Annotated in this window: 17 protein-coding genes; 12 read left to right on the plus strand and 5 right to left on the minus strand. The window is 34.8% G+C overall.

The annotated features are described in order from the left end of the window. Nucleotides 1–686 precede the first annotated feature (686 nt). Entirely contained in the window at nucleotides 687–1289 is a 603-nt protein-coding gene (locus tag E0W73_RS10430) for a murein L,D-transpeptidase catalytic domain-containing protein (protein ID WP_135222020.1), read from the minus strand. Between the two features lie 362 nt (nucleotides 1290–1651). On the opposite strand from E0W73_RS10430, the gene E0W73_RS10435 reads away from it, so the two are divergent. From E0W73_RS10435 to E0W73_RS10450, 4 genes are all read left to right on the plus strand, one after another. Then, nucleotides 1652–2530 (plus strand): helix-turn-helix domain-containing protein, encoded by an 879-nt coding sequence (locus E0W73_RS10435; protein WP_135222021.1) that lies wholly within the window; start codon nucleotides 1652–1654, stop codon nucleotides 2528–2530. An 86-nt stretch (nucleotides 2531–2616) separates the two neighbouring features. Then, on the plus strand, nucleotides 2617–3669 hold the full coding sequence (locus E0W73_RS10440; RefSeq protein ID WP_135222022.1) for an alpha/beta hydrolase: 1053 nt from the start codon (nucleotides 2617–2619) through the stop codon (nucleotides 3667–3669). A gap of 9 nt (nucleotides 3670–3678) precedes the next feature. Then, nucleotides 3679–4251: a sugar O-acetyltransferase gene (locus tag E0W73_RS10445; RefSeq protein ID WP_135222023.1), complete on the plus strand. Its 573-nt coding sequence runs from the start codon at nucleotides 3679–3681 to the stop codon at nucleotides 4249–4251. A gap of 24 nt (nucleotides 4252–4275) precedes the next feature. Beyond that, nucleotides 4276–4749: a (R)-mandelonitrile lyase gene (locus E0W73_RS10450; RefSeq protein ID WP_135222024.1), complete on the plus strand. Its 474-nt coding sequence runs from the start codon at nucleotides 4276–4278 to the stop codon at nucleotides 4747–4749. A 74-nt stretch (nucleotides 4750–4823) separates the two neighbouring features. Here the strand turns inward: E0W73_RS10450 and E0W73_RS10455 are convergent, their stop codons facing one another. The 3 genes from E0W73_RS10455 to E0W73_RS10460 all read right to left on the minus strand — a co-directional run bounded on the left by E0W73_RS10455 (nucleotide 4824) and on the right by E0W73_RS10460 (nucleotide 6166). Further along, nucleotides 4824–5342: a PRC-barrel domain-containing protein gene (locus E0W73_RS10455; protein WP_135222025.1), complete on the minus strand. Its 519-nt coding sequence runs from the start codon at nucleotides 5340–5342 to the stop codon at nucleotides 4824–4826. Nucleotides 5343–5424: 82 nt separating this feature from the next. After that, on the minus strand, nucleotides 5425–5589 hold the full coding sequence (locus tag E0W73_RS21405) for a hypothetical protein (protein ID WP_162847690.1): 165 nt from the start codon (nucleotides 5587–5589) through the stop codon (nucleotides 5425–5427). Nucleotides 5590–5971: 382 nt separating this feature from the next. After that, a complete protein-coding gene (locus E0W73_RS10460; RefSeq protein ID WP_135222026.1) occupies nucleotides 5972–6166 on the minus strand; it encodes a hypothetical protein in 195 nt (64 codons plus the stop codon). A gap of 202 nt (nucleotides 6167–6368) precedes the next feature. Here E0W73_RS10460 and E0W73_RS10465 point away from each other — a divergent pair, with 202 nt between their 5' ends. Then, complete coding sequence (locus E0W73_RS10465) at nucleotides 6369–8360, plus strand: GAF domain-containing hybrid sensor histidine kinase/response regulator (protein ID WP_135222027.1); 1992 nt, start codon at nucleotides 6369–6371, stop codon at nucleotides 8358–8360. A gap of 17 nt (nucleotides 8361–8377) precedes the next feature. Here the strand turns inward: E0W73_RS10465 and E0W73_RS10470 are convergent, their stop codons facing one another. Then, nucleotides 8378–8737, minus strand: coding sequence for a hypothetical protein (locus tag E0W73_RS10470; RefSeq protein WP_135222028.1), 360 nt, complete (start codon nucleotides 8735–8737; stop codon nucleotides 8378–8380). A 148-nt stretch (nucleotides 8738–8885) separates the two neighbouring features. On the opposite strand from E0W73_RS10470, the gene E0W73_RS10475 reads away from it, so the two are divergent. From E0W73_RS10475 to E0W73_RS10505, 7 genes are all read left to right on the plus strand, one after another. Continuing rightward, nucleotides 8886–9557, plus strand: coding sequence for a DUF3826 domain-containing protein (locus E0W73_RS10475; RefSeq protein WP_162847691.1), 672 nt, complete (start codon nucleotides 8886–8888; stop codon nucleotides 9555–9557). Nucleotides 9558–10019: 462 nt separating this feature from the next. After that, entirely contained in the window at nucleotides 10020–10565 is a 546-nt protein-coding gene (locus tag E0W73_RS10480) for an RNA polymerase sigma factor (RefSeq protein WP_135222029.1), read from the plus strand. Nucleotides 10566–10641: 76 nt separating this feature from the next. Continuing rightward, complete coding sequence (locus E0W73_RS10485; protein WP_162847692.1) at nucleotides 10642–11694, plus strand: FecR family protein; 1053 nt, start codon at nucleotides 10642–10644, stop codon at nucleotides 11692–11694. A 175-nt stretch (nucleotides 11695–11869) separates the two neighbouring features. Next, nucleotides 11870–15430: a SusC/RagA family TonB-linked outer membrane protein gene (locus E0W73_RS10490; RefSeq protein ID WP_135222031.1), complete on the plus strand. Its 3561-nt coding sequence runs from the start codon at nucleotides 11870–11872 to the stop codon at nucleotides 15428–15430. Between the two features lie 17 nt (nucleotides 15431–15447). Further along, entirely contained in the window at nucleotides 15448–16806 is a 1359-nt protein-coding gene (locus E0W73_RS10495) for a RagB/SusD family nutrient uptake outer membrane protein (RefSeq protein ID WP_135222032.1), read from the plus strand. Between the two features lie 10 nt (nucleotides 16807–16816). Then, entirely contained in the window at nucleotides 16817–18793 is a 1977-nt protein-coding gene (locus tag E0W73_RS10500) for a TlpA family protein disulfide reductase (protein WP_135222033.1), read from the plus strand. A gap of 24 nt (nucleotides 18794–18817) precedes the next feature. Next, nucleotides 18818–21415, plus strand: coding sequence for an alpha/beta hydrolase family protein (locus tag E0W73_RS10505; protein ID WP_135222034.1), 2598 nt, complete (start codon nucleotides 18818–18820; stop codon nucleotides 21413–21415). Nucleotides 21416–21472 lie beyond the last annotated feature (57 nt).

Raw genomic sequence — 21472 nt, forward strand, 5'->3', positions numbered from 1 at the left:
TTTTCTTTCCTTGTGGGGTTTTTCCTTGTTTTGCTGTTCTTTGGCCTGTTTTGCCGCGAAGGCACCAAGACACAAAGCTTTCTTTTTCTGCCGTTTTTCTTCTCGCAAGGCGCCAGGACGCAAAGTTGTATTTCTGCAATTCCATCATGGCAACGCCTTTTCATTCGATGAACACTCCTGAAGACGCCCCAGCCGCAAAAGATTGCTTCGCTTAATTTTTATTTCAAGCGGAGTTCGGTGAGCTTCGTTTGGAGCGGATACTGGGAAATGGCTTCTTAATTAAGCCATATACAATTCTAGCTTCAAAATCTAGATTTCATGACCTGCCACTTCCTGCTTTATTTCACACCTATATATATAAGGACAACTCGTCGGGTGAAACTATTGTTTTTTCAATTCTAAATCACATTAGATATAAATCTGCTATAATCTGTTTGAATCTGCGTGAAAATTTTATAAGTAAAAGGATTTCACGCAGATTTTATAGGATTTTAGCAAATCAAATTACATTTAAGTTCTTGCATTTAGCTTCACCCATTGGGTTAAGAATATGCAAAACCAAAAACGACAGGTTTTGAAAAACTGTCGGGTGGTGAGGATGCAAATACATCTTATACAAATTATAATAATAAAAAAAAAGAGCTTTTCAGCTCTTCTCTATAATATCAATTTCTTCAAAATTACTGCTAATAATAAACTGAAAGCATAATTTTTGAATTAGAACTGTCAATGATTTTTTCAAGTCTTTTAAAAAACATCTCGTTAACCATTGGGCAACCGTGACTGTTAATAATATAATAGCCTTGTTCTTCATAAGGCACTTCTTTATAATGATGCAACACGATAGCTCTCTTCATAGCGTTATTATTTGTCTCATCTAGACCTGCCAATCTAAAGGCTTTTCCGAATACACCTTTATATGACTTTTCTACTGAATATTTTCCTAATGAAGTACAGTTAGATTCAGGAACATTACTGAATTGTAATATATCTCCTTTTATTTTAGTTTCTGAGCCTGATCCATGAGCTACTAGCCCCTGGTCGATAATCTGATTATTCTCTAGATCGTAAACAAAAAAACGATTTCTACCTGATTTGATTTTCATATCCACTAAAAAAGCGATTTTAGTGTTATACTTATGACTTGAAGCAATAAATGATTTTATTTCACTTACATGTTCATTAAGTCTGAACAATTCTACTTCATTTAATAAATCTTTCTTATCTGTTACCTTGTAAGTAGTAAAAGAACTTAAAGAAAAAAGCAGTGCCATAAAAAATATTCTCATAGAAGCCAATGTATTAAGTTACAATGCAGATTTGGGATCAGCATTTAAATGTTTGTTGCTGCAAAATTATATCTAGATTTTATAAAATTCCCATATCGACGTGTTAAAATTAATATAAATAATTGAAAATAAAAAGCTTAACTTATAAAATTTTCTTAAAACAGGGAGTAAAATTCTTTTCAATCTTATAAATGAAATTTTAGATTTCAAAAACTGTGCTTCTATTTCTAATTCATTGTAATCTTATTGGAACTCCCAAGACAATTAAGTGTATTTACTTTTTTTCAGTTTGCTCGTTTTTTCCCCATTAAACAGACACAAATTCATTACACAAATACGTTTGATTTTATTAATTTTACAGCATGAAAGAAAAGAAAAAAAGAATCATTTCTGAGTTCAATAACGAACTTAAGTTGAAGGGCTTTAAAGCTTTTCAAATAGAAGATGATAGCAACGCAACACGGGTATACAGCAGGAAAGATTTCTTTAAAATATGCTTGACTACAGGACACAGTAAAATTCACTATGCTGAAAAAAGCTTTGAGCAACAGGGAACTATATTGTTTTTTGGCAATCCTCACATCCCCTATTCATGGGAAACAATCTCCACCCAATATATAGGCTATACTATTTTATTTTCTGAAGAGTTTCTCAAATATTCTGAACGCTCCGAAAGTCTCCACCAATCACCTTTTTTTAAAATTGGCGGAACACCGGTTCTTCGTATATCTGAAGAACAAAGAATATTTCTTAATACCCTGTTTCAGAAAATGATAGAAGAACAAAAGAGTGATTATACATATAAAGATGAACTCATACGAAGTTATATCCAACTGATTATTCACGAAGCATTAAAACTGCAACCGTCTGAAAATTATAATGAAACAAAAAACGGAACGGCAAGGATTGCATCTGTATTTGTGGAACTTCTAGAAAGACAATTTCCTATAGAAAATGCGGACACACCGCTAACAATGACAACCGCAAAAGATTATGCGCAGCATTTAAATATTCACGTCAATTATTTGAACAGGGCCATGAAAGAGATTACTGGAAAATCAACCACATCTCACATTACAGAGCGAATAACTGCCGAAGCAAAAGCGCTTTTGCAACATACAGACTGGAATATTGCAGATATAGCTTATGCGCTTGGTTTTGAATATCCGACTTATTTCAACAACTTTTTTAAAAAACATACCAACACCAACCCGAAGTCTTTTAGAGATTCTGAGGTTTGAAATTCTTAATTTTTGGTTTGATATTCATTAACGGCGCCTTATGGTGCCGTTTTAATTTTGCTCCTTGTAATTTAAACATTATAAAAATGAGAATAACTGCATTAGTGGCTTTGTCCTTTTTGGTCATCGGACAAGCGTTTTCGCAAAACAAGGAATCAATTCAAAACAAAAAGAAAATGAACACAACAGAAGAACAGTATACATTTAAGTTAAGTGATAAAGTAACACGTCAGAAAGTAAGTTTTAAAAATCGTTACGGCATAATCCTTTCTGGAGATCTCTATCTTCCTAAAAACACCGGCAAAACTTTACTTGCGGCTATAGCGATAAGTGGTCCTTTTGGAGCAGTCAAGGAACAGTCGTCAGGATTGTATGCAAATCAAATGGCAGAACGCGGATTTGCAACACTGGCATTTGACCCTTCTTATACAGGAGAAAGCAGTGGCGAGCCTCGTAATGTTGCTTCGTCTGATATCAATACAGAAGATTTTAGTGCCGCAGTCGATTTTCTAGGGCTGCAAAAAAATATAAATCGAGAAAAAATCGGAATTATAGGCATCTGCGGATTTGGCGGTTTTGCGCTCAACGCAATCGCAGTTGATAAACGCATCAAAGCTGCAGCAACAACAAGTATGTATGATATCCCGCGTGTTGCCTCAAAAGGTTATAATGATAAGATAACGTTGGAAGAACGTACCAAAACATTAAAGCAAATGAGCCTACAGCGTTGGATAGATGCAGAGAATGGAACAAGTGCATATGGAAAATGTCCGAATCCAGATAAATTAAATGGCGATGAACCTGAATTTATTAAAAGTTATTTCGACTATTACAAAACGCCTAGAGGTTTCCATTCCCGATCAATAAACTCTAATGGCGCATGGACGGCAACAAGTGGTTTTTCTTTGATGAATATGCCTATACTAACTTACATTAGAGAAATCGCTCCAAGACCTATACTTATTATAGCGGGCGAAAATGCTCATTCTCGATATTTCAGTGAAGATATTTTTAAAGTAGCGGCCGAACCTAAGGAATTAATTATTATACCAAATTCAGTGCACGTGGATTTGTACGATCGACTGGATAAGATTCCGTTTGAAAAACTACAGGATTTTTTTCAAAACAACTTGAAATAATCTAAAATCATGAAGCCGATAAAAAATACCGAAGACATATTTGCCCGACTTTTAAAGGGAGAAACCATACTACCCAAAGACCCAGAAATACATCGTCTACTGGCGTCTTCCTACGCAACAAAGATATTGCTTTCCAATCTAAACGATTCGAATAATCCTTTAGAAATTAGATCAATCTTGGGTCAGATTACTGAGGGCCAAATCCACGAAAGTACTAATGTGTTTACCCCAATCTACATCAACTACGGCAAAAACCTCAAAATAGGGAAAAATGTCTTTATCAATTTTAACTGCACTTTTCTGGATTTGGGAGGAATCACCATTGAAGATAATGTTCTAATTGCACCTCATGTTAGTTTACTATCAGAAGAACACCCAATAGATCCCAGAGATAGGCAATCGCTTAAACCGGCCCGTGTTCACATCAAAAAAAACGCATGGATAGGTGCAAATGCAACTATTCTCCCAGGAGTTACGATAGGTGAAAATGCCATAGTCGCTGCTGGCGCAGTGGTGAATAAAGATGTTCCTGATAATACTATCGTAGGAGGAATACCTGCAAAAACTATTAAGACTCTCTGATTGGCAAGCTAAACGTAAAATAAAATGAGAACAATAATCGTTTCAATAATTGCGACATCTATTTTGATTGCATGTAAATCTAAAACAGAAACTATGAATACATCAGAAATATTTCCTAAAGGTGATCCACTTTCCAACGACTGGTTTACTGGTCATGCTTTTCTAAAACCTTTGATTGCAAAAGATAACAACAATGAATATACTGTTGGCAGCGTCACTTTTGAACCTGGCGCCAGAACCAACTGGCATACGCATCCAAAAGGTCAGGTTTTACTAGTTATTGAAGGCCAAGGACTTTATCAAGAAAAGGATAAAACCGCTCAGATTATAAAAAAAGGAGACGTGATAAATATTCCAGAAAATACAGAACATTGGCATGGAGCCACTTCAACAACTAAAATGGTTCATATCGCGATTACTAATTTTAAAGAAGAAACGCAGGTCACATGGCTTCATCCAGTAACTGAAGAAGAATATCGAAGCGCAAATACCAACTAGGAGTAATAGAAAAGCCAGAGAACATTGCTCTGGCTTTATGTTTTTAAGAAAATTTAGTTTTACTAATATAAAATCTAGTAATGACGATTTTCAAATTCTCTACGGTTATAAAAAGTGTCATCGTCGCTATCGGATCCAAAACGTGACTCTTCGTCGGGATAGTAGGACTTCAGCACACTTCTTTCATAATTCCTGTCAAAATTATGGAGTTGATTGTATCGGATTGTTTTTCTAAAAGTATCGTAACCAATGCTGTTTGCCATGACAATTTTCGTATCCTTGTTAATGCTCACAGAACCTATAGGTATGATTAAATGGCTCTCCCCGTCTCTGTACATAAATTCTTTTCCGCTTTCATTCGCAATAGCATCATGCACCTCATGGCGGCTGTCATCAATAATCGTTTTATCTACATTAACATCTAGATAAACAACACGTTGCATATCTTTGTTTACCCAAAGATTATCAATCTTACCTATTGTACGGTTATCGGCGTCTACTATCTTCCATCCTCTTACATCAGAATAGTTGGAAGCAACTTTATAGTCGGTAAGTTCGTCCAGTCTGTATAGTTTTCTATCTTTATTTTCCATATTCTTTTTAATATTATGATATTGTCATCAAGTTAAATTGAAGATCAGCGAAATCGTAATCCTTCAATTTTCTTTTTTATGATTAATTTGCAGTACTATCTGCACTTATAGTTTCGATTTCTGTTCGGCTATTGTTTTGCATATCATCGTCTCTCAAAAACACGTAATATACAACAGCTGCAATCAACAGCAACGCAACAATCCAAGGCCAAATCGGCTTCTTTTTTTCAATTTTAATTTCTGCCATAACTTTCTTTTTTAGTGAATATTATTACTTTTATTAAAGATACAAATGAGCAATGGCTGTCGAAGTATTTAATTTCATGCAGAATTTATACAATTCCCAGTAGCATAAAAAACTGATAGTAAGCAACTTTAATGAGCATAATAAAAAAGGATCGGAAAATTCCGATCCTCACTTTACTTTAGCAGTAGGTTTTAATCTTTAAACAAAACTACTTTATAATATTTCTTGTTGTGTGTCTCAATGAGACAGATTCCTTCATCAGAATTTTGCAAATTCTTTCAAGAATTTTAAATATAATTGTTTTAACAAAAAAAAATAAAAAACAGAAATGCTTTAAGAATCAATGCCAAGAAACCCACTACTTATTGCTAAATCTAAAAAATTAGCGTTTCTTTCGCTGCCCTGGTGCATATGCTTTAGCGCTTTTCTCTCCTGACATTTTTTTAGCTTGTCCTGGAGGCACTTTTCCTGAACGTGTAGCAACATGTGTATGAGTGCTACAAGCATTAAGGCTTAATGCCAAAAAGGAAAAAACAATTAATGCCGATACAATTTTTCTATATTTTGCTATTCGCATAGGGATAATCAGTTTAAAATTTTAATTCGTAAGCAAAGATAATGTTAATTATAACTTTAAAGAATTATCATCTATAAAAAAACGAAGAACTACGTATTCCGTAGTTAACAAAAATAATCTTAAAATTATATAATCTAGTGTCTTAAAAACTATAATTATTTGTAAACCAGTTTTTTGTAACTTCATATTTAATTTTGTGCTTATGGAGTCTGTTGATATACCTGTTCCTCATAATGAAGCTGAACGACTTGATGCTTTAAAACGTTATAATATACTAGATACGCTTCCTGATAACGCTTTTGATGATGCAACAGCGCTTGTATCATACATCTGCGGAGTTCCGATCGCTTATATTTCTTTTATTGATGAAAGCAGGCAGTGGTATAAATCTGAAATCGGTCTCGGAGTTTCTGAAGTGCCAAGAGAGATTACTTTCTGCCGCTACACAATAATGGACTCTAAACTGGTCGAAATTCCTGATACCTTGCTCAATGAAAGATTTAAAAATGACCCAAATGTAATAGACGGATTTAAAATAAGATTTTATGCTGGAGTTCCCTTGACCACTCCAGACGGTTATCATATAGGTGTTTTGTGTGCGGCCGATCATGTACCGAGAAATCTTAATGACAGTCAGCGAAATGCTCTTCAAATTGTAGCTCGCCATGTTATCAATACATTGGAACTTGGAACAAAAAACAACGAGCTTGCTAGTCAGAAAAAAATAGCTGAGAGAGCTGTAGCGGCAAAAGATAGTTTTTTGGCAAATATGAGCCATGAAATAAGAACCCCACTAAATGCGGTAATTGGTTTTACCGAGTTGCTAGCTGGTACTCAACTTGATCAACAACAGCGTAGTTATGTAAAAGATGTGCAAACTGCTGGAGAAAATCTTTTACTTATAGTGAATGATATATTGGATTTGTCTAAAATCGAGTCTGGCGGACTTACTCTTGAGCTTCAACCTTTTCACTTAAAAAAAGCACTTAGACATGTGTATGACCTGCTTAAGGTAAAAGTTCCTGAGGGCGTAGAATTCAATCTTTACTTAGATGCCGAATTGCCAGAAATCATATCGGGCGATCAAGTGAGGCTAAATCAAATTCTGATGAATCTTGCAGGAAACGCACTTAAATTTACCACTGAAGGAGAAGTGACCATCTCTGTAAAAAAAACAGGAGAAACAGAAGAGGCTTATCTAATTCGTTTGTCTGTCAAAGACACGGGAATTGGCATACCGCAGGAACATCTTAATACTGTTTTTGAGCGCTTTACTCAAGCAGAAGAAAGCACAACCAGAAAATTTGGTGGCACTGGTCTAGGACTGAGCATAGTGAAACAGCTTGTAGAGCTTCACGACTCTACAATCCAGGTTAAAAGCCGAGAAGGAGTTGGATCGGAGTTTTTCTTTACGTTGACCTATAACAAAACATTTCACGAAACAAATGAGCCCGAAGCGTTGCCTGTTAATGATTTAGGCCAACTTAAAATATTGCTTTGCGAAGATAATCGGTTAAATCAGAAATTGGCGCAAAATGTAATAGAAGGGTTTGGTTTTGAAATTGATATTGCTGAAAACGGAGATCAAGGAATCGAATTTTTATCTAAAAATAAATACGACTTAGTGCTTATGGATCTCCAAATGCCTGTACGAGACGGATATCAGACTACAAATTATATTCGCAAAGAGTTAAATAGTGCCATACCGATTATAGCTATGACTGCACACTCATTGGCAGGAGAACAAGATCGATGTTACGATGCCGGTATGGATGGATATGTTCCGAAGCCTTTTAAGCAGTACGAACTATTGGAAACTATTAAAACGGTATTAAAAAAAGAACCGCGCTCTATGAAGCGTCCTAAAGCAGACTTATCACGCATTGAAGAAACAGACCGCAAAAAACCAGGCTGGAAAAAAGAAGTCACTTCTCAGTTTATAGAAAGAGCACCACAGGAACTTAAAGAATTAGAGAATGCTATAAAAAAATCAGATTTCCAAACGGTGCTGCATACAGCAGAGCAGCTTCAAATATGGCTTCATCTATTTGTACTCGAAAATCTCAGCAAACATTTATCAAATATCGAACATGAAGCTCTTAGAAAAAAATTTACAGCCGAATCCGCCGACAGTATGGAAATACTATTCTGCAGCATACAAGAAGTCCTAAAAGATCTTAAAGCAGTTGTTTGATAGAACTTTTACATCTCTCACATTGCAGCATCTAACTGCTCTTTAGCCAGCTTTATGTGTTTTAGAACAAACTGTTTGTGGGTCAGATTATAATAAGCATTTGCCAGTAAATAAGCATCAAGAGGATGCTCTCGATACTCATAGTAGAAACATTCCGTATAAACGACGTCGTTTTTTTCTTTAAATATTTTATCATAAACAGGAAATGCCCTGTAGTCATACTTTTCCTGAACTTTTCTAATTTGTTTTTGTTGATGCTGTGAAAAGGATTTTAAATCATCGTATCGATTGAAATATTTTATAAAAAAGAATGCAAGAACGAAATTCGATACAATCAATAATCCTATTAATAGGGTTCTGCTACTATATTTTTTCATCCACTTTAAATCTTGTGTTTTAAAGTAAAAATATTAAAAATAACAATTAGAAAAATAATTGTTAATCACACACTTAAATTATTTGAAAATAGTCTGTGTTTTGTATTTTTAGCTAAAAAACATAACTATAACATTAACTTCTATTATTATGAAGAAGAAAATTATGAAAGCAATATTGTTAATCGGGTTTTTAGTTTTCACCACAATTATTAACGCACAAGCCGTTGAAAAAAAGCAAGATGAAACTGCAAAAGCAACAGAATGGATCGGCTCTTTATCATTAAATGACAACGCCAAAGAAGATAGATTGATACAAGTCGTTGCCACACATCTTAGTGCTGTAAAAGATTGGCATAACAGTCACCCCGCTTCAACTGTACCAGCAGGAATAAATCCGCTTGACGGAAAACCACTTTCTGAACTGCATAGACAAATTATTGCTGATTCGGCGATGCCTTCCAGTGTGCACGAAGATTTAATGAGTGGATTACGAAAAGATTTAAACGAGCAGCAAGTGGCTTTAGTTTTAGACAAATATACTATCGGAAAAGTTGCGTTTACCATGAAAGGTTATCAAGCCATTGTTCCTGAAATGACTGCTGCTGAAACTGCTGAAATTCAGAAATTACTTGAAAAAGCCCGTGAACAGGCAGTAGATTATAAAAACATGAAAGAGATTTCGGCTATTTTTGAAATTTACAAAACACAGGCCGAACAATATTTAAACAACAACGGTCGCAACTGGCGCCAAATGTACAGTGATTACACAAAAAAAATTAAGGCTGAAAAAGAAGCTTCCAAAAAGGCAAAGAATCCTTAAGAGTTTTAAAATCTTATGTATATCAAAATAATTTGACCATTTGTTAGAATAGCATTTCATAAATAGTGGGTATACTTAGACCATTTTTATTACCAGACAACAAAAATACTTATTACAAACCCGTTGGGTGTAATTAAAAAATAAAAGCATTTTAACACATAGAAGCATAGTTTTTTGTGCCTAAAAAAGAATATGGAACAAACAAGTTTCCAAACATAGCTAAACTATGTGCATTTAGACTAGTGAAACGCCTTTTTTAAGTCTAGTTAAACTATGTTTCTATGTGTTGAAAATAATTTCACCCAACGAGTTATTACAAATAACTAAATATAAATTTTAACAAAATTATCGCTATTATTTCGTCATAACACTCCAAATTCATGCGAAATATTCGAAATATCATCGATTTGATTGATAAAAGTTTTAGATTTGCTGAAAAACTCAAGCAATCTTATTCCTTAAATGGAGAACACTTCAGAAGATATTTTTTTATGGCAACAGATTAAAAAAGGTGATATTACCGCCTTTGAAAAGCTGTATGATATCTATGCTGATGTTTTATTTACTTTCGCTTTACAATACACCAAAGAAACTTCTATTGCGAAAGATGCAATTCACGATGTTTTTCTAGACATTTATAAATATCGCAGCGGTCTTGCTGAAAGTGTGAATGTGAAATCGTATTTGTTTAAAATCACACAACGAAATGTTTTAAAAAAAGAAAAAGCTGCACAAAAAATATTCTATATTACTTCTGATTATGACACTGTTACGCTAAAAGAGCTCTCTTTTGAAGACAGTTTAATCGAAGAAGAAAACAACGCCACTCTAAACTCCAGACTGGCATTTGCAATGCAGGAACTAACCGATAAGCAGCGCCAAGCATTGTTTTATAGGTTTAACGAAGACAAACCTTATGAGGAAATTGCTACTATCTTAGATATTTCCATAGAATCTTGCAGAACACTGATTTACAGATGTTTGAAAGAATTGCGAAAAAAACTTTAAAAAAAGGTTATTTTTTTTGTCTATGTTTTATAAGAGTTGTTCTCTTAGTAAATATAGACCCCATAAAAACATCGCCTTGCAAATTAATTTTAATAAAATATCAAACGATGAAAAAGATTCTTTAAAGAATCAAATTCGTCACGGACTAATCGAGCTGGAACAAAAAGAATCCCGACGCAGGAAAAAGAAAAGATTAATCGCCTTTTCTGCTGCTGCGAGTGTGGCACTTTTAGCTGGATTGTTTCTAAACCGAACTCCAGAAAGCAAACCTAAAACAGATTTGGAGCTTTTTGCTGAAAAAGGAGCAACAACTGAATCTAATGAAGACTTAGAGGATATCTCTCTTGTCCTGCAAGATCAGAAGACTATTGCTGTACAAGACAGCTCAATCATTAGCTATGGAAAAAATGGCAAAAAAGTTACGGTTGGAGAACAAGCAATCAATACCAACTCCACCAGCGCTTCTTTTAACACGGTTCGAGTTCCTTACGGAAAAAGAACCCAAATCGTTTTAACCGATGGAACAACCGTTTGGCTGAATTCTGGTTCGTCCCTAATTTATCCAACTCAATTTGACGGATCGATTCGTGAAGTGTATTTAACCGGCGAAGCGGCTTTTGATGTCGCACATAATAAAGCCAAACCTTTTTTCGTAAAGACAAAAGAATGTAATGTCCGTGTACTTGGAACCGTTTTCAATGTGAGTTCGTATCCTGAAGATGAAACGGTTCAAACTGCTTTATCACAAGGAAAAGTTCGAATTACCTACAACAAAAAAGGATTGTTAAGCAATAAAGAAATTCAGGAAGATTTAACGCCTGGAATGATTGCCACAATCAATAAAGATCAAAAACAGCTTAAAGTAGAACGAAAAGATGTTGCTTCGATATTGTCTTGGAGAGAAGGTTATTTTACTTTCAAAAGTCAGTCTTTAAACACCATTTTAGGCAAACTCTCAAAATATTATAAAATTGAATTTATCAAAGGATCCGATTTAAACCTCGACGCTAATTATTCCGGATCTTTTGCTCTAAATGAAAATTTAAATAATCTGGCTAGTACTTTAGCGAGTATTACCAACAACAACTGTACTGTTAACGCAAACCAAAGAACTATTACAATTAAATAAATAAAAAAATCAATTCTAAAACCACCAAAGCCTATGATATAAGACCAAAAATAAACATATCAACCTTATTTGTAAAAACTAACCAAAAAAAACCAAAAGATGTTGGAACCATCTTTTGGCATTGTAGAACTGTAGTCAACGCTAATTGACTATCTCTTAAATTCAAAACAAAATTATGAATAAAAAACATAATTCAGAAAAGTATTTTTCTGGACGATACCACTATTACCTATATCTGCTGCTTATGAGATCTGTTACTGCATTTATTTGGATAAGTATGTGTAGTTTATATGCGAACCCTTCTTTAGGACAAAATAAAATACATGTTCGTTTCAAGAACACGCCACTAACCGAGGTATTTTCTACTTTAGAAAAACAGACCAACTATGTCTTCTTCTATAATGATGATGTGCTGAAATCTGCCAATACCATTACATTGGACAAAGACGCAACATTGGAAGAAATCTTAAATAATGCTTTAAGAAGCAACAATTTAACCTTTGACATTATTGATAAACAAGTTGTGGTAAAAAGAAATAAAAAGAAAGCCGAACAGCTGGAATATGAATTAACCGGAAAAGTTACCGATAAAAAAGGCTTACCACTTATTGGTGTAAACGTAATTTTAAAAGGTAAACAGACTTGGGATATTACTAGAAAAGAAGGTGATTACCGAATGAGAGTTTCTCCTTACGACACTATTGTTTTCAGCTCTCTAGGTTTTAAAACTGTAACCGTTGCCGTTAACAACAGAAGAATTATAGACGCGACACTTGTACCAGATGTTATGGAATTGCATTCTGTAGAAATTGCGGTATCAAACGGTTATACTGAAATTCCAAAAGAAAGGGTTACTGGAGCTATTGGTGTAATGACTGCAAAAGAATTGGCAGAAGTTCCAACAGTAGATATTCAGTCTAGATTAGAAGGAAAAATGGCAGGTGTAAATGTCGATCCTAGAACGGGTTCTATCAGTGTTAGGGGAACCAATAATTTCAGCGGAACAGGACAGCCACTAATCGTTATTGATGGTTTTCCACAATCAAGAGAAGATTTTGCTTTCTCTAAAAGAGGTGTTCCTGGATCTTCTATTTTAAGTTTCCTTAATCCAGATGATGTCGAAAGCATTACGGTTTTGAAAGACGCTGCTGCAAGTTCCATCTGGGGATCGCAGGCTGCAAATGGTGTAATCGTAATTACAACCAAAAAAGGCAAAAAAGGTGAACCAACCATTAATTTTAATACCACGACAAGCATTGGAGAAAAAATAGATTTGGGCAAACTTCGTGTTATGAACACAGCCCAATATATTGATTATGAAAAAGACCTTGTAAATGGCGGATTTGTTGCTGATAATATCTCGAACTGGCAGGCGCTGAACCCAAGCGCCGCACAAGAAATAATGTTTAGACAAAAAAGAGGCCAAATTTCTGTTTCTGAAAGGGATGCGTTGTTAAGTCAGCTTGCACAAAATGATAATTTAGGGCAGATCAACAGATATTTATTAAGAAATTCGCTTACCACTCAATACGATTTATCAATCAGTGGCGGAAACGACAAAAGTTCTTACTATTTGTCTTTAGGATACAATAAGGATCAGGCAGCCATGGTTGGAAATGATTCTAAATCGTATAATATTACCTTGAATAACTCTTTTCAGCTTAAAAAATTCTTAAAGTTAAATACAGGAATCAATTACGTTCCAACAACTTATCAAAGCAATAACGTTGCAAACGAAGCTTTATCAAATGTATCGGCTACCGCTTTGCGCCCTTATGATATGATTGCAGACGAAAATGGAAATGGTATTGATCGTTATTTTCTTTTCAGGCCAGAAGTTTCAAAAGGATTTGAAGCAAAAGGATATTTGCCTTGGTCTTACAATTACCTAGATGAGCTTAATTATTCGAATGTAATAACAAAAGGAGCCAATATACGATTAAATGCTAGTTTAACTGCTACAATCACAGATTGGTTGAATTTTGAGGCCGCCGGAATGTATACTTCTATTACGAGCAAAATCAAATCTTTAAATGAACTGGACAGTTATTATACTCGAAACATGATCAATCAGGCTACATCTATTAATACGGCCGGAAAATTAGTTTACGGTATACCGCTAGGTTCTTATTTATACAATACGAGCACGAACAATGACAATCAGAGTATGCGTTTTCAAATGAATATTAATAAGAATTTCAACGAAAATAACAGCTTACACTTTTTAGCAGGCTCAGAAATTAGAGAAGAGCGTCGAGAAGGTTCAAGCCAAAGATATTATGGTTACAATATTGACACTAACTCAGGACAGTCTGTAAATCCAACTGTTTATTACACTACCGTTTATGGATGGCAGAGCATTATCGGATCTTCTGACAATAGCATTAGTAAATCAAGAAGCCGTTATTTATCTTACTACGGATTAGGTTCTTACGATTTTATGAACCGTTATCATGTTTCGGGAAGTGTTCGTTTTGATGATTTTAACTTGTTAGGAGCTTCTAGAAAAAATAGAGCTTTGCCTTTATGGTCTACGGGAGCAAAATGGGACATTAATAAAGAATTTTTCTTGAGGGATGTAAACTGGTTAAGCAGTTTAGCCTTCAGGGTAACTTATGGTAAAGCGGGAAGTTCGCCTCCAGGTGGATTTGGAAGCCAAAGTCCGGTAATTAGTATTGGATCTGTTGATTTCAACACACAATTACCAACAGCTAGTATCTCTATACCCCAAAATCCTGAAATTAAATGGGAGACAACATCAACTTTAAATTACGGTTTAGATTATGGCTTTTTCAATAATCGTTTAAGAGGATCTATTGATTTATACTATAAAAAAACCAAAGATATTTTAGCAAATCTTCCATTTAATCCAACTTACGGCTGGTCTTTTGTAAATTATAATACCGCTTCGCTCAAAGGACACGGTGTAGATCTATCTCTATCAGGAACTATTGTAAACACCGCTTTTAAATGGAACAGTACTTTTAATTTTTCTTATAATACTAATGAGGTGACCGACTCACGTTATGTGTTAAACAGCACCAATCAGTATTTTGGTTCGTCACCGATGGTTGGAAACAGCATAGGAACTGTATATGCCTACAATTGGGCCGGACTAGATGCAACTGGACAATCTCAGGTATACAAAAAAGATGGGACAATTGTTACATCGACCCAAGGCATTGCATCAATAGATAAAGACGACCTGAAAAAAATGGGAACTACTTTTGCTCCTTATTTTGGAGGATTTATGAATGATTTCTCTTTTAAAAATTTCAAATTAGGAGTTCAGATTACTTACTATGCGGGACATGTATTCAGAAATACAGTCCTGCAAAATTATCCTTCTTTTTCTGGAGTACAATATGGTGCTGTCGCAAAAGACGAATTGGTGGCAGACCGTTGGAGACAAGCTGGAGATGAAGCTGTTACAAATGTTCCCGGACTAACCAACATAAACTTCAATAGCTTAAACCGCTATCAGAATGCCGACATTAATGTTTTGTCTGCAGATAATGTGAGGCTTCAGCAAATTTCATTAGGATACAATGTGCCTTCAGAATGGCTGCAAAAAACATTTATTAAGTCATTAAGTTTCAATTTTGCTGCTAGAAATTTAGGGTTATTATGGGTTAAGAATGATTTAGGAATCGATCCGCAATATTTGTCTAACAACAATTATAATACCCTACCGCCACAACGTGCCTATACATTACAGTTTAATTTAAGTTTTTAATTTTAAAAGATAGACTTATGAAATTTCTAAAATCTACATTATATATATTTCTTCCTCTACTTTTACTAAGCTCCTGTAGAGATTACGTTGAAGTGGAACAGGTTGGAAACAACAGAATTTTAAAATATACTTCTGATTACAGAGCATTGGCAAACAATTATAATGACATGACTTCTTCGGGCGGAATTTATCTTATCGCAAATGCCGATGTGGAATTTCCGACAACTTACCAAAACGGAGTCACTACTATTTGGGGCAACAGTTATACTTGGCAGGATAGAATTTACGATCCCTCTCAAGGTGATTCAGATTGGACAGGATTATATAAAGCCGTTTATTACAGTAATGTAATTCTTGATGGTGTAATGGGCAGCGAAAAAGGAACTGAAGCAGAAAAGAAAGAGATTTATGCCGAAGCCTTTGTACACAGAGCATTTGCTTATTTACAATTAGTAAACACATACGGACCACAGTTTGACCCAGTTTCTGCAAATTCAGAAAAAGCAGTGCCACTATTGTTAAAACCAGAATTGTTTTCTTCTTTAAACAGAAGTACAGTGGGACAAGTTTACGACCAAATCATATCCGACTTAAATAGTGCTTTAGCAAATGGCATTCAGAATGATCCTCAATTCAATGTGCTTCCTTCAAAAAGAGCGGTTTATGCATTACTTGCCAGAACTTATTTATTGATGGGGCAATATCAATTGAGTCTCGAAAATGCAGAGAAAGCTTTACAGATGCAAAATGGTTTAATTGATTTAAAAACATTTGCATCTGCTTACAGCTATCCGGTTTTAATCCAGAATCCTGAAGTTATATTTTCTAAAACCTTGCTTTTAACTTATAACAGGGCACCACTGTCAAATGATTTATTAAACAGTTTCGGATCAAACGATTTGCGTTATGATTATTATACAATTGCCGGTAACGTTGCGATTTCTCCAACTTATACAGGAAGAGGATTTGGAATAGCAACTTACAGTTATACAAACGGAATCAATATTGGAGTTTCTGTTCCTGAAATGTATTTAATTGCGGCTGAATGTTACGCAAGATCTGGAAAAATTACTGAAGCAGTTAATTATTTAAATATTCTTAGAGCAAAACGTTTTAAATCGGGAACGGCCTATACTGTTACTGCAACAACAAACAAAGAAGCTTTAGATTTGGTTTTGGCAGAAAGGCAAAAAGAATTCATTGGGCGCGGTTTCCGCTGGTTTGATCAAAGGAGATTAAACTTAGACCCTGTTTACAGAAAAACATTTACGCGAGTTTTTAAAGGACAAACCTACACTTTAGAGCCAAACAGCGACGGATATGTATTCCCAATCAATCAAAATTATATCGATCTAAACCCTGAATTAGGGAAATAAAAAAATTGCAATGTTTACAAAAATCAAGAATATCAAATTATTGGTATTGGCATTCTACGCCTTTACCTTACAGGTTACAAGTCAAGAAGTTAAATCAAGATTACAAGGAATGGTAGATATTCCGATTCCTGGAGCCACTTTCAGCATGACTTATGATCCAAAAGGCGGGCCATTAGAAAACGTTAAGAATATCAGCGGTTATGCTTATGTTTTTAATGATTACAGATGGGAAATTGAAGATCTTAGAATGAAAAAAAATGGCGCTGTTTACAGCGCCGATTTTACAGTTCCAAAAAACTGTGCTTTTATGGCTTTCAAATTCTATGGCAATACCGAAAATGGATTGGTTACCGATACGAATCAAGATGCAGGATATATGCTGGTTGCTTTTAAGGAACCAAAAGTAAAAATGCCGGGAGCAGATTTGGCTTGGGCGACTTTCAGAAACAAAGATTTCAATGGTCAGTTTGGCGGTTACTTCAAAGATTTTTCTATTGATGGAGACGCTACAGAATATTGGTTAAAAAAGGAAGTTGCAGCTAACGGAAATAGATTTCCTGAGTTTTTTGACACGTACTTCGATGTATTGAAAAAACAAAAACCTGAAAAGTTTCAGGAATTGGGCACTAAGTTCTTAGCCGACTTTACAAAAAATATGAAAGGACTTCCTGAAGAAGTGTATACAAAAGTCCACCACATTTATTTGTTTGATCTAAAAAATAAAACAAAGGCAGATTCTCTTGAAGCAGTAATCGAAAAACAATTCCCAAAAGGAAGCCATGTAAGATTCAAAGCGTATCAAAAAATTATGCCGATTGCTGATGCGGCGGAAAGAAACAGGGTAATCAACCAGTTTTTAGCTGATTTTCCAAACAACTCGGAAGTACCACCACATCAAAAATATTTTTATGACAATATTGTAAAAATGCAGTTTGGCTACTATTTTGAAACGAAAGATTACAAAACTATTTTGGCTATGATTCCAACAATGAATTTTGCTAATTTGAATGATGCTTACCACCAGAATATTTCTAAAGCATTATACTTAAAAGTTGTAGATCCAGCGGTTATCGAAACTATGGCAGTGCCAATGATTCAGCAGATGCAGCAAAAAGTAAACGATATGTCTTATATGTCAGGACTTTATTGGTCTCCAAATCAGGCAACTGAAAATGCAAAAAATCAGCTGAACAACGAGTTGGTAATTCAGATTCGTATGTACGATATTTTGAAAAAGTATAAAGAAGTTTTGGAAACTTTTGCTCTACTGCCATTTGAAAAACGTTATGAAAAAGCAAGTATCAACGATATCCATATCAAAGCATTAGAATCTTTCAACAAACCAATCATTGAGGTTTTAAAAAATGCGGCAAGAGCCAATACTCTATCAGAAGGAGCTACTGCAAAACTGAAAGAATTGTATTTGAAAGAAGGTAAAAAAGAAGCCGATTTTCCTGCTTATTTGGAGCAGCTGAAAAAAGAAAACAAAACGGAAGAAAAAATCGCCTTGATTGATATCGCTGCTCCTGCAATTAAGGTTCAGTCAGCTGACGGAAAAACAAAAGATTTGGCTTTAAACAGCGGTAAAATCATCGTAATCGATTTTTGGGCAACTTGGTGCGGGCCTTGTAAAAAAGCTTTTCCAGCGATGCAGCAATTGGTTAACAACTTTAAAGAAGACAAACAAGTTGAAATTTATTTCATCAGCACTCAGGAAACCAAAGAAAGCTATAAAAAAGAAGCTTTGGCTTATTTAAAAGAAAAAGGCTTAAAAATCACTACTCATTTTGACTTAGTAAAAAAAGGAGGTGGCACAAACAATGCTTCTTTCGGCCAATATGCTAAAATTTTTAATTCAAGCGGTATTCCTAGAAAAGTGGTAATCAAAGACGGTAAAATCCGTTTTACATCTGAAGGATATTCTGGAAATCCAGGACAATTAGTTGACGAACTTACAGATGTTATAAAGGCTTTAAAAAACGAATAATTGCTTCTTGAAAATCAAAAAATTATGAAAAAAATAGTTTTACTATGTACACTCGCTTTGGGTGTACATAGTTTATCTGCTCAGAAAAAAACAGTAGACGAATCGGCTTACCAGTCATGGCAAAGAATCAGCAGCAAATCTATTTCTTATAATGGAAAATGGATGTCTTACAGCACTGTTTTTCAAGATGAAGAAAAAGAAAATAAAAAACAGATCATTATTCAGGAAGCTCCAAAAGGAAAACGTTTGGTTTTGGAGAATATCAGTGATTTAAAGTTCATCGGGAAAAAAGACTGGATTCAGTACAGTAAAAATGACAGCACAATAGTGCAGAATTTAAAAACGGGAGTTAAAAAACTTTGGAAAAGCAAGCATTACACCAATGTACTTGAAGGAACGGATTTCTTGTATTACACACGTCCTGAAACTCCAAAAGGTGCAATCTTTTTACAGCGTTTAGTTTGTTATAATTTAGAAAGCAATGACAGTACTTTTGTAAGCAATATCAAATCGTCTCGTTTTTTAAAGAACAAATCGATTGTGTATGTTCAGATTGAAAAAGATCAAATTTTCCTAAAACACGGAACAATTGGCGGTAAACAAGAAACGATTTACAGTGGAAGAGCATCAGATTTTGGAGATTTTCAGTTAAATGATAAAGAAAACGGCGGTACTTTTACTTTAAAAGGTGCAAACAGCGCTGATTTCAACATGGTTTATTACTTTAATCTGAACACTAATTCGGCTAAAGTTTTATTTAATTATGATGATATTGCTTTAAACGATCCTAATTTCTCGATTTCAAAAGTGGCATACGCCTTAAATGAAAATAGCACTCTTATTTCATTGGTAGTAAACTCAAAAAAACGTCCTGAAAATACGCAGATTCCAAAATCGAATGTTGAAATCTGGAAATACAACCAAGGAACGATGGAACGCCGACAGGAATTATTGAGAAGTTCCAAAACGCTTCCAAGCGAACCAAAATTTCTTTATGACATCCAAAACAAAAAAGTGATTAAAGTAGCCGCTACCGGCGAATATGATCAAGTGATTATTCCTGAATCTGGAAATGCTAAAGGTGTTTTTGCCGTTGACAAAAAGCCTTATGTCGTGGAAGTAGACTGGACTTTTAACGAACGCAGCGATATTTACTGGATTGATCTTGCTACAGGAAAAGCTACAAAAGTATTATCAGGCGTCTTTGGAGGTGTAAACTGTAATCCACAAGGAAGCTTTGCCGTCTTTTATGATGAAAGTCAAAAAAAATGGTTTGTGTTTGATTCTTCTTCTCTGAAATTTAAAAACATTAGTGACCAGATTCCTTATCCAGTTTCTAACCCTAATGTAGATATGGCAAATCTTAACACGCAATACGGAATTGCAGGCTGGCTCAATAATGGAAATACTGTTGTTTTGTATGATCAGTTTGATTTGTGGGCTATAGATTTAACCAATCAAAAACCTGCATATACTATAACTCAGGGATATGGAAGAAAAAACAATGTAGAATTACGTTACGGCGAAACTGGCTTCATTGGGAACTTAGACACAAAAAAAGAAATCACTTTAACTGGTTTTGATTTTGAACATAAATCTAAAGGGATTTACAAGTTGGTAAATAATAATTCGGTAACTAAGGTTTTCGCTAACCCAAATTACAATGTGCGAATTGAAGCGCTTTCAGGAGACAATTCGTCTGTTTTATTTATAAAAGAAAGCTATACCACTTTTCCGGATTTATGGTGGGGAACTTCTAGTTTTGGTTCTCAATCAAAAATGACAGACATTAATCCACAGCAAAAAGACTATGCCTGGGGAACTTCAAAAGTTTTAACTTGGAAAAGTTTCAGCGGAAAAGAAAATCAAGGAAATCTATATCTTCCGGACAACTATGACAGTAAAAAAACATATCCAGTAATTGTTCATTTCTACGAAAAACATACAGAGGATTTTAATGCTTATCAACAGCCTGAAGTAAGCACAGCCAATATTGATATTCCAACATTTGTAAGCAGAGGTTATATTGTATTTCAACCCGATGTGCATTACGTTTATGGAGAAGTTGGAAACAGTACTTACAACGATGTTATTAGCGGTGTTGAATATTTAATCTCACAAGGAATTACAGAAAAAGGCAAAATAGGAATTCAAGGACATAGTTTTGGAGGTTACGAAACTTCTTTCTTAACGACTAAAACGGATATTTTCACTTGTGCTATTGTCGCTTCTGGAGTGAGCAACTTTACAGCCAATTATCCAATTATGAGATCAAATGGTATTTCTACGATGTTCAAATATGAAGCAGATCAATTGCGTATGGGAAGTGCTATGCATGAAAACCTTGACGGATACATCAAAAATTCGCCTCTTTTTGGAGCGAAAAATGTTAAAACACCAATACTTATCTTCCACAATGATAATGATCGCGCAGTTCCTTATCAAGAAGGACAATCCTTATTCTTTGCACTTCGTCGTTTAGGAAAACCTGCTTACTTGGTGAACTACAAAAAAGAAGGACATAGCTTAGACGATGCCAGCAATAGAAAAGACTGGACACTCAAAATGCAGCAGTATTTTGATTACTACTTAAAAGGTGCGGCAAAACCAGAATGGATGTAATTACAATGCCTTAAAATTAGACACTGATTTTACTGATTCGCTATCGCGAAGACGCGG

Origin of the sequence: Flavobacterium foetidum (assembly GCF_004634245.1) — a bacterium.
GTDB lineage: Bacteria > Bacteroidota > Bacteroidia > Flavobacteriales > Flavobacteriaceae > Flavobacterium > Flavobacterium foetidum.

Excerpts from the sequence above, each read along its gene's own strand:
- E0W73_RS10470 (WP_135222028.1), bottom strand. The coding sequence starts at position 8,737 with ATGAAAAAATATAGTAGCAGAACCCTATTAATAGGATTATTGATTGTA.
- E0W73_RS10455 (WP_135222025.1), bottom strand. The coding sequence starts at position 5,342 with ATGGAAAATAAAGATAGAAAACTATACAGACTGGACGAACTTACCGAC.
- E0W73_RS10505 (WP_135222034.1), top strand. The coding sequence starts at position 18,818 with ATGAAAAAAATAGTTTTACTATGTACACTCGCTTTGGGTGTACATAGT.
- E0W73_RS10450 (WP_135222024.1), top strand. The coding sequence starts at position 4,276 with ATGAGAACAATAATCGTTTCAATAATTGCGACATCTATTTTGATTGCA.
- E0W73_RS10440 (WP_135222022.1), top strand. The coding sequence starts at position 2,617 with ATGAGAATAACTGCATTAGTGGCTTTGTCCTTTTTGGTCATCGGACAA.
- E0W73_RS10480 (WP_135222029.1), top strand. The coding sequence starts at position 10,020 with ATGGAGAACACTTCAGAAGATATTTTTTTATGGCAACAGATTAAAAAA.
- E0W73_RS10465 (WP_135222027.1), top strand. The coding sequence starts at position 6,369 with ATGGAGTCTGTTGATATACCTGTTCCTCATAATGAAGCTGAACGACTT.
- E0W73_RS10435 (WP_135222021.1), top strand. The coding sequence starts at position 1,652 with ATGAAAGAAAAGAAAAAAAGAATCATTTCTGAGTTCAATAACGAACTT.
- E0W73_RS10500 (WP_135222033.1), top strand. The coding sequence starts at position 16,817 with ATGTTTACAAAAATCAAGAATATCAAATTATTGGTATTGGCATTCTAC.
- E0W73_RS10495 (WP_135222032.1), top strand. The coding sequence starts at position 15,448 with ATGAAATTTCTAAAATCTACATTATATATATTTCTTCCTCTACTTTTA.
- E0W73_RS10460 (WP_135222026.1), bottom strand. The coding sequence starts at position 6,166 with ATGCGAATAGCAAAATATAGAAAAATTGTATCGGCATTAATTGTTTTT.
- E0W73_RS10445 (WP_135222023.1), top strand. The coding sequence starts at position 3,679 with ATGAAGCCGATAAAAAATACCGAAGACATATTTGCCCGACTTTTAAAG.
- E0W73_RS10475 (WP_162847691.1), top strand. The coding sequence starts at position 8,886 with ATGAAGAAGAAAATTATGAAAGCAATATTGTTAATCGGGTTTTTAGTT.
- E0W73_RS21405 (WP_162847690.1), bottom strand. The coding sequence starts at position 5,589 with ATGGCAGAAATTAAAATTGAAAAAAAGAAGCCGATTTGGCCTTGGATT.
- E0W73_RS10430 (WP_135222020.1), bottom strand. The coding sequence starts at position 1,289 with ATGAGAATATTTTTTATGGCACTGCTTTTTTCTTTAAGTTCTTTTACT.
- E0W73_RS10490 (WP_135222031.1), top strand. The coding sequence starts at position 11,870 with ATGAATAAAAAACATAATTCAGAAAAGTATTTTTCTGGACGATACCAC.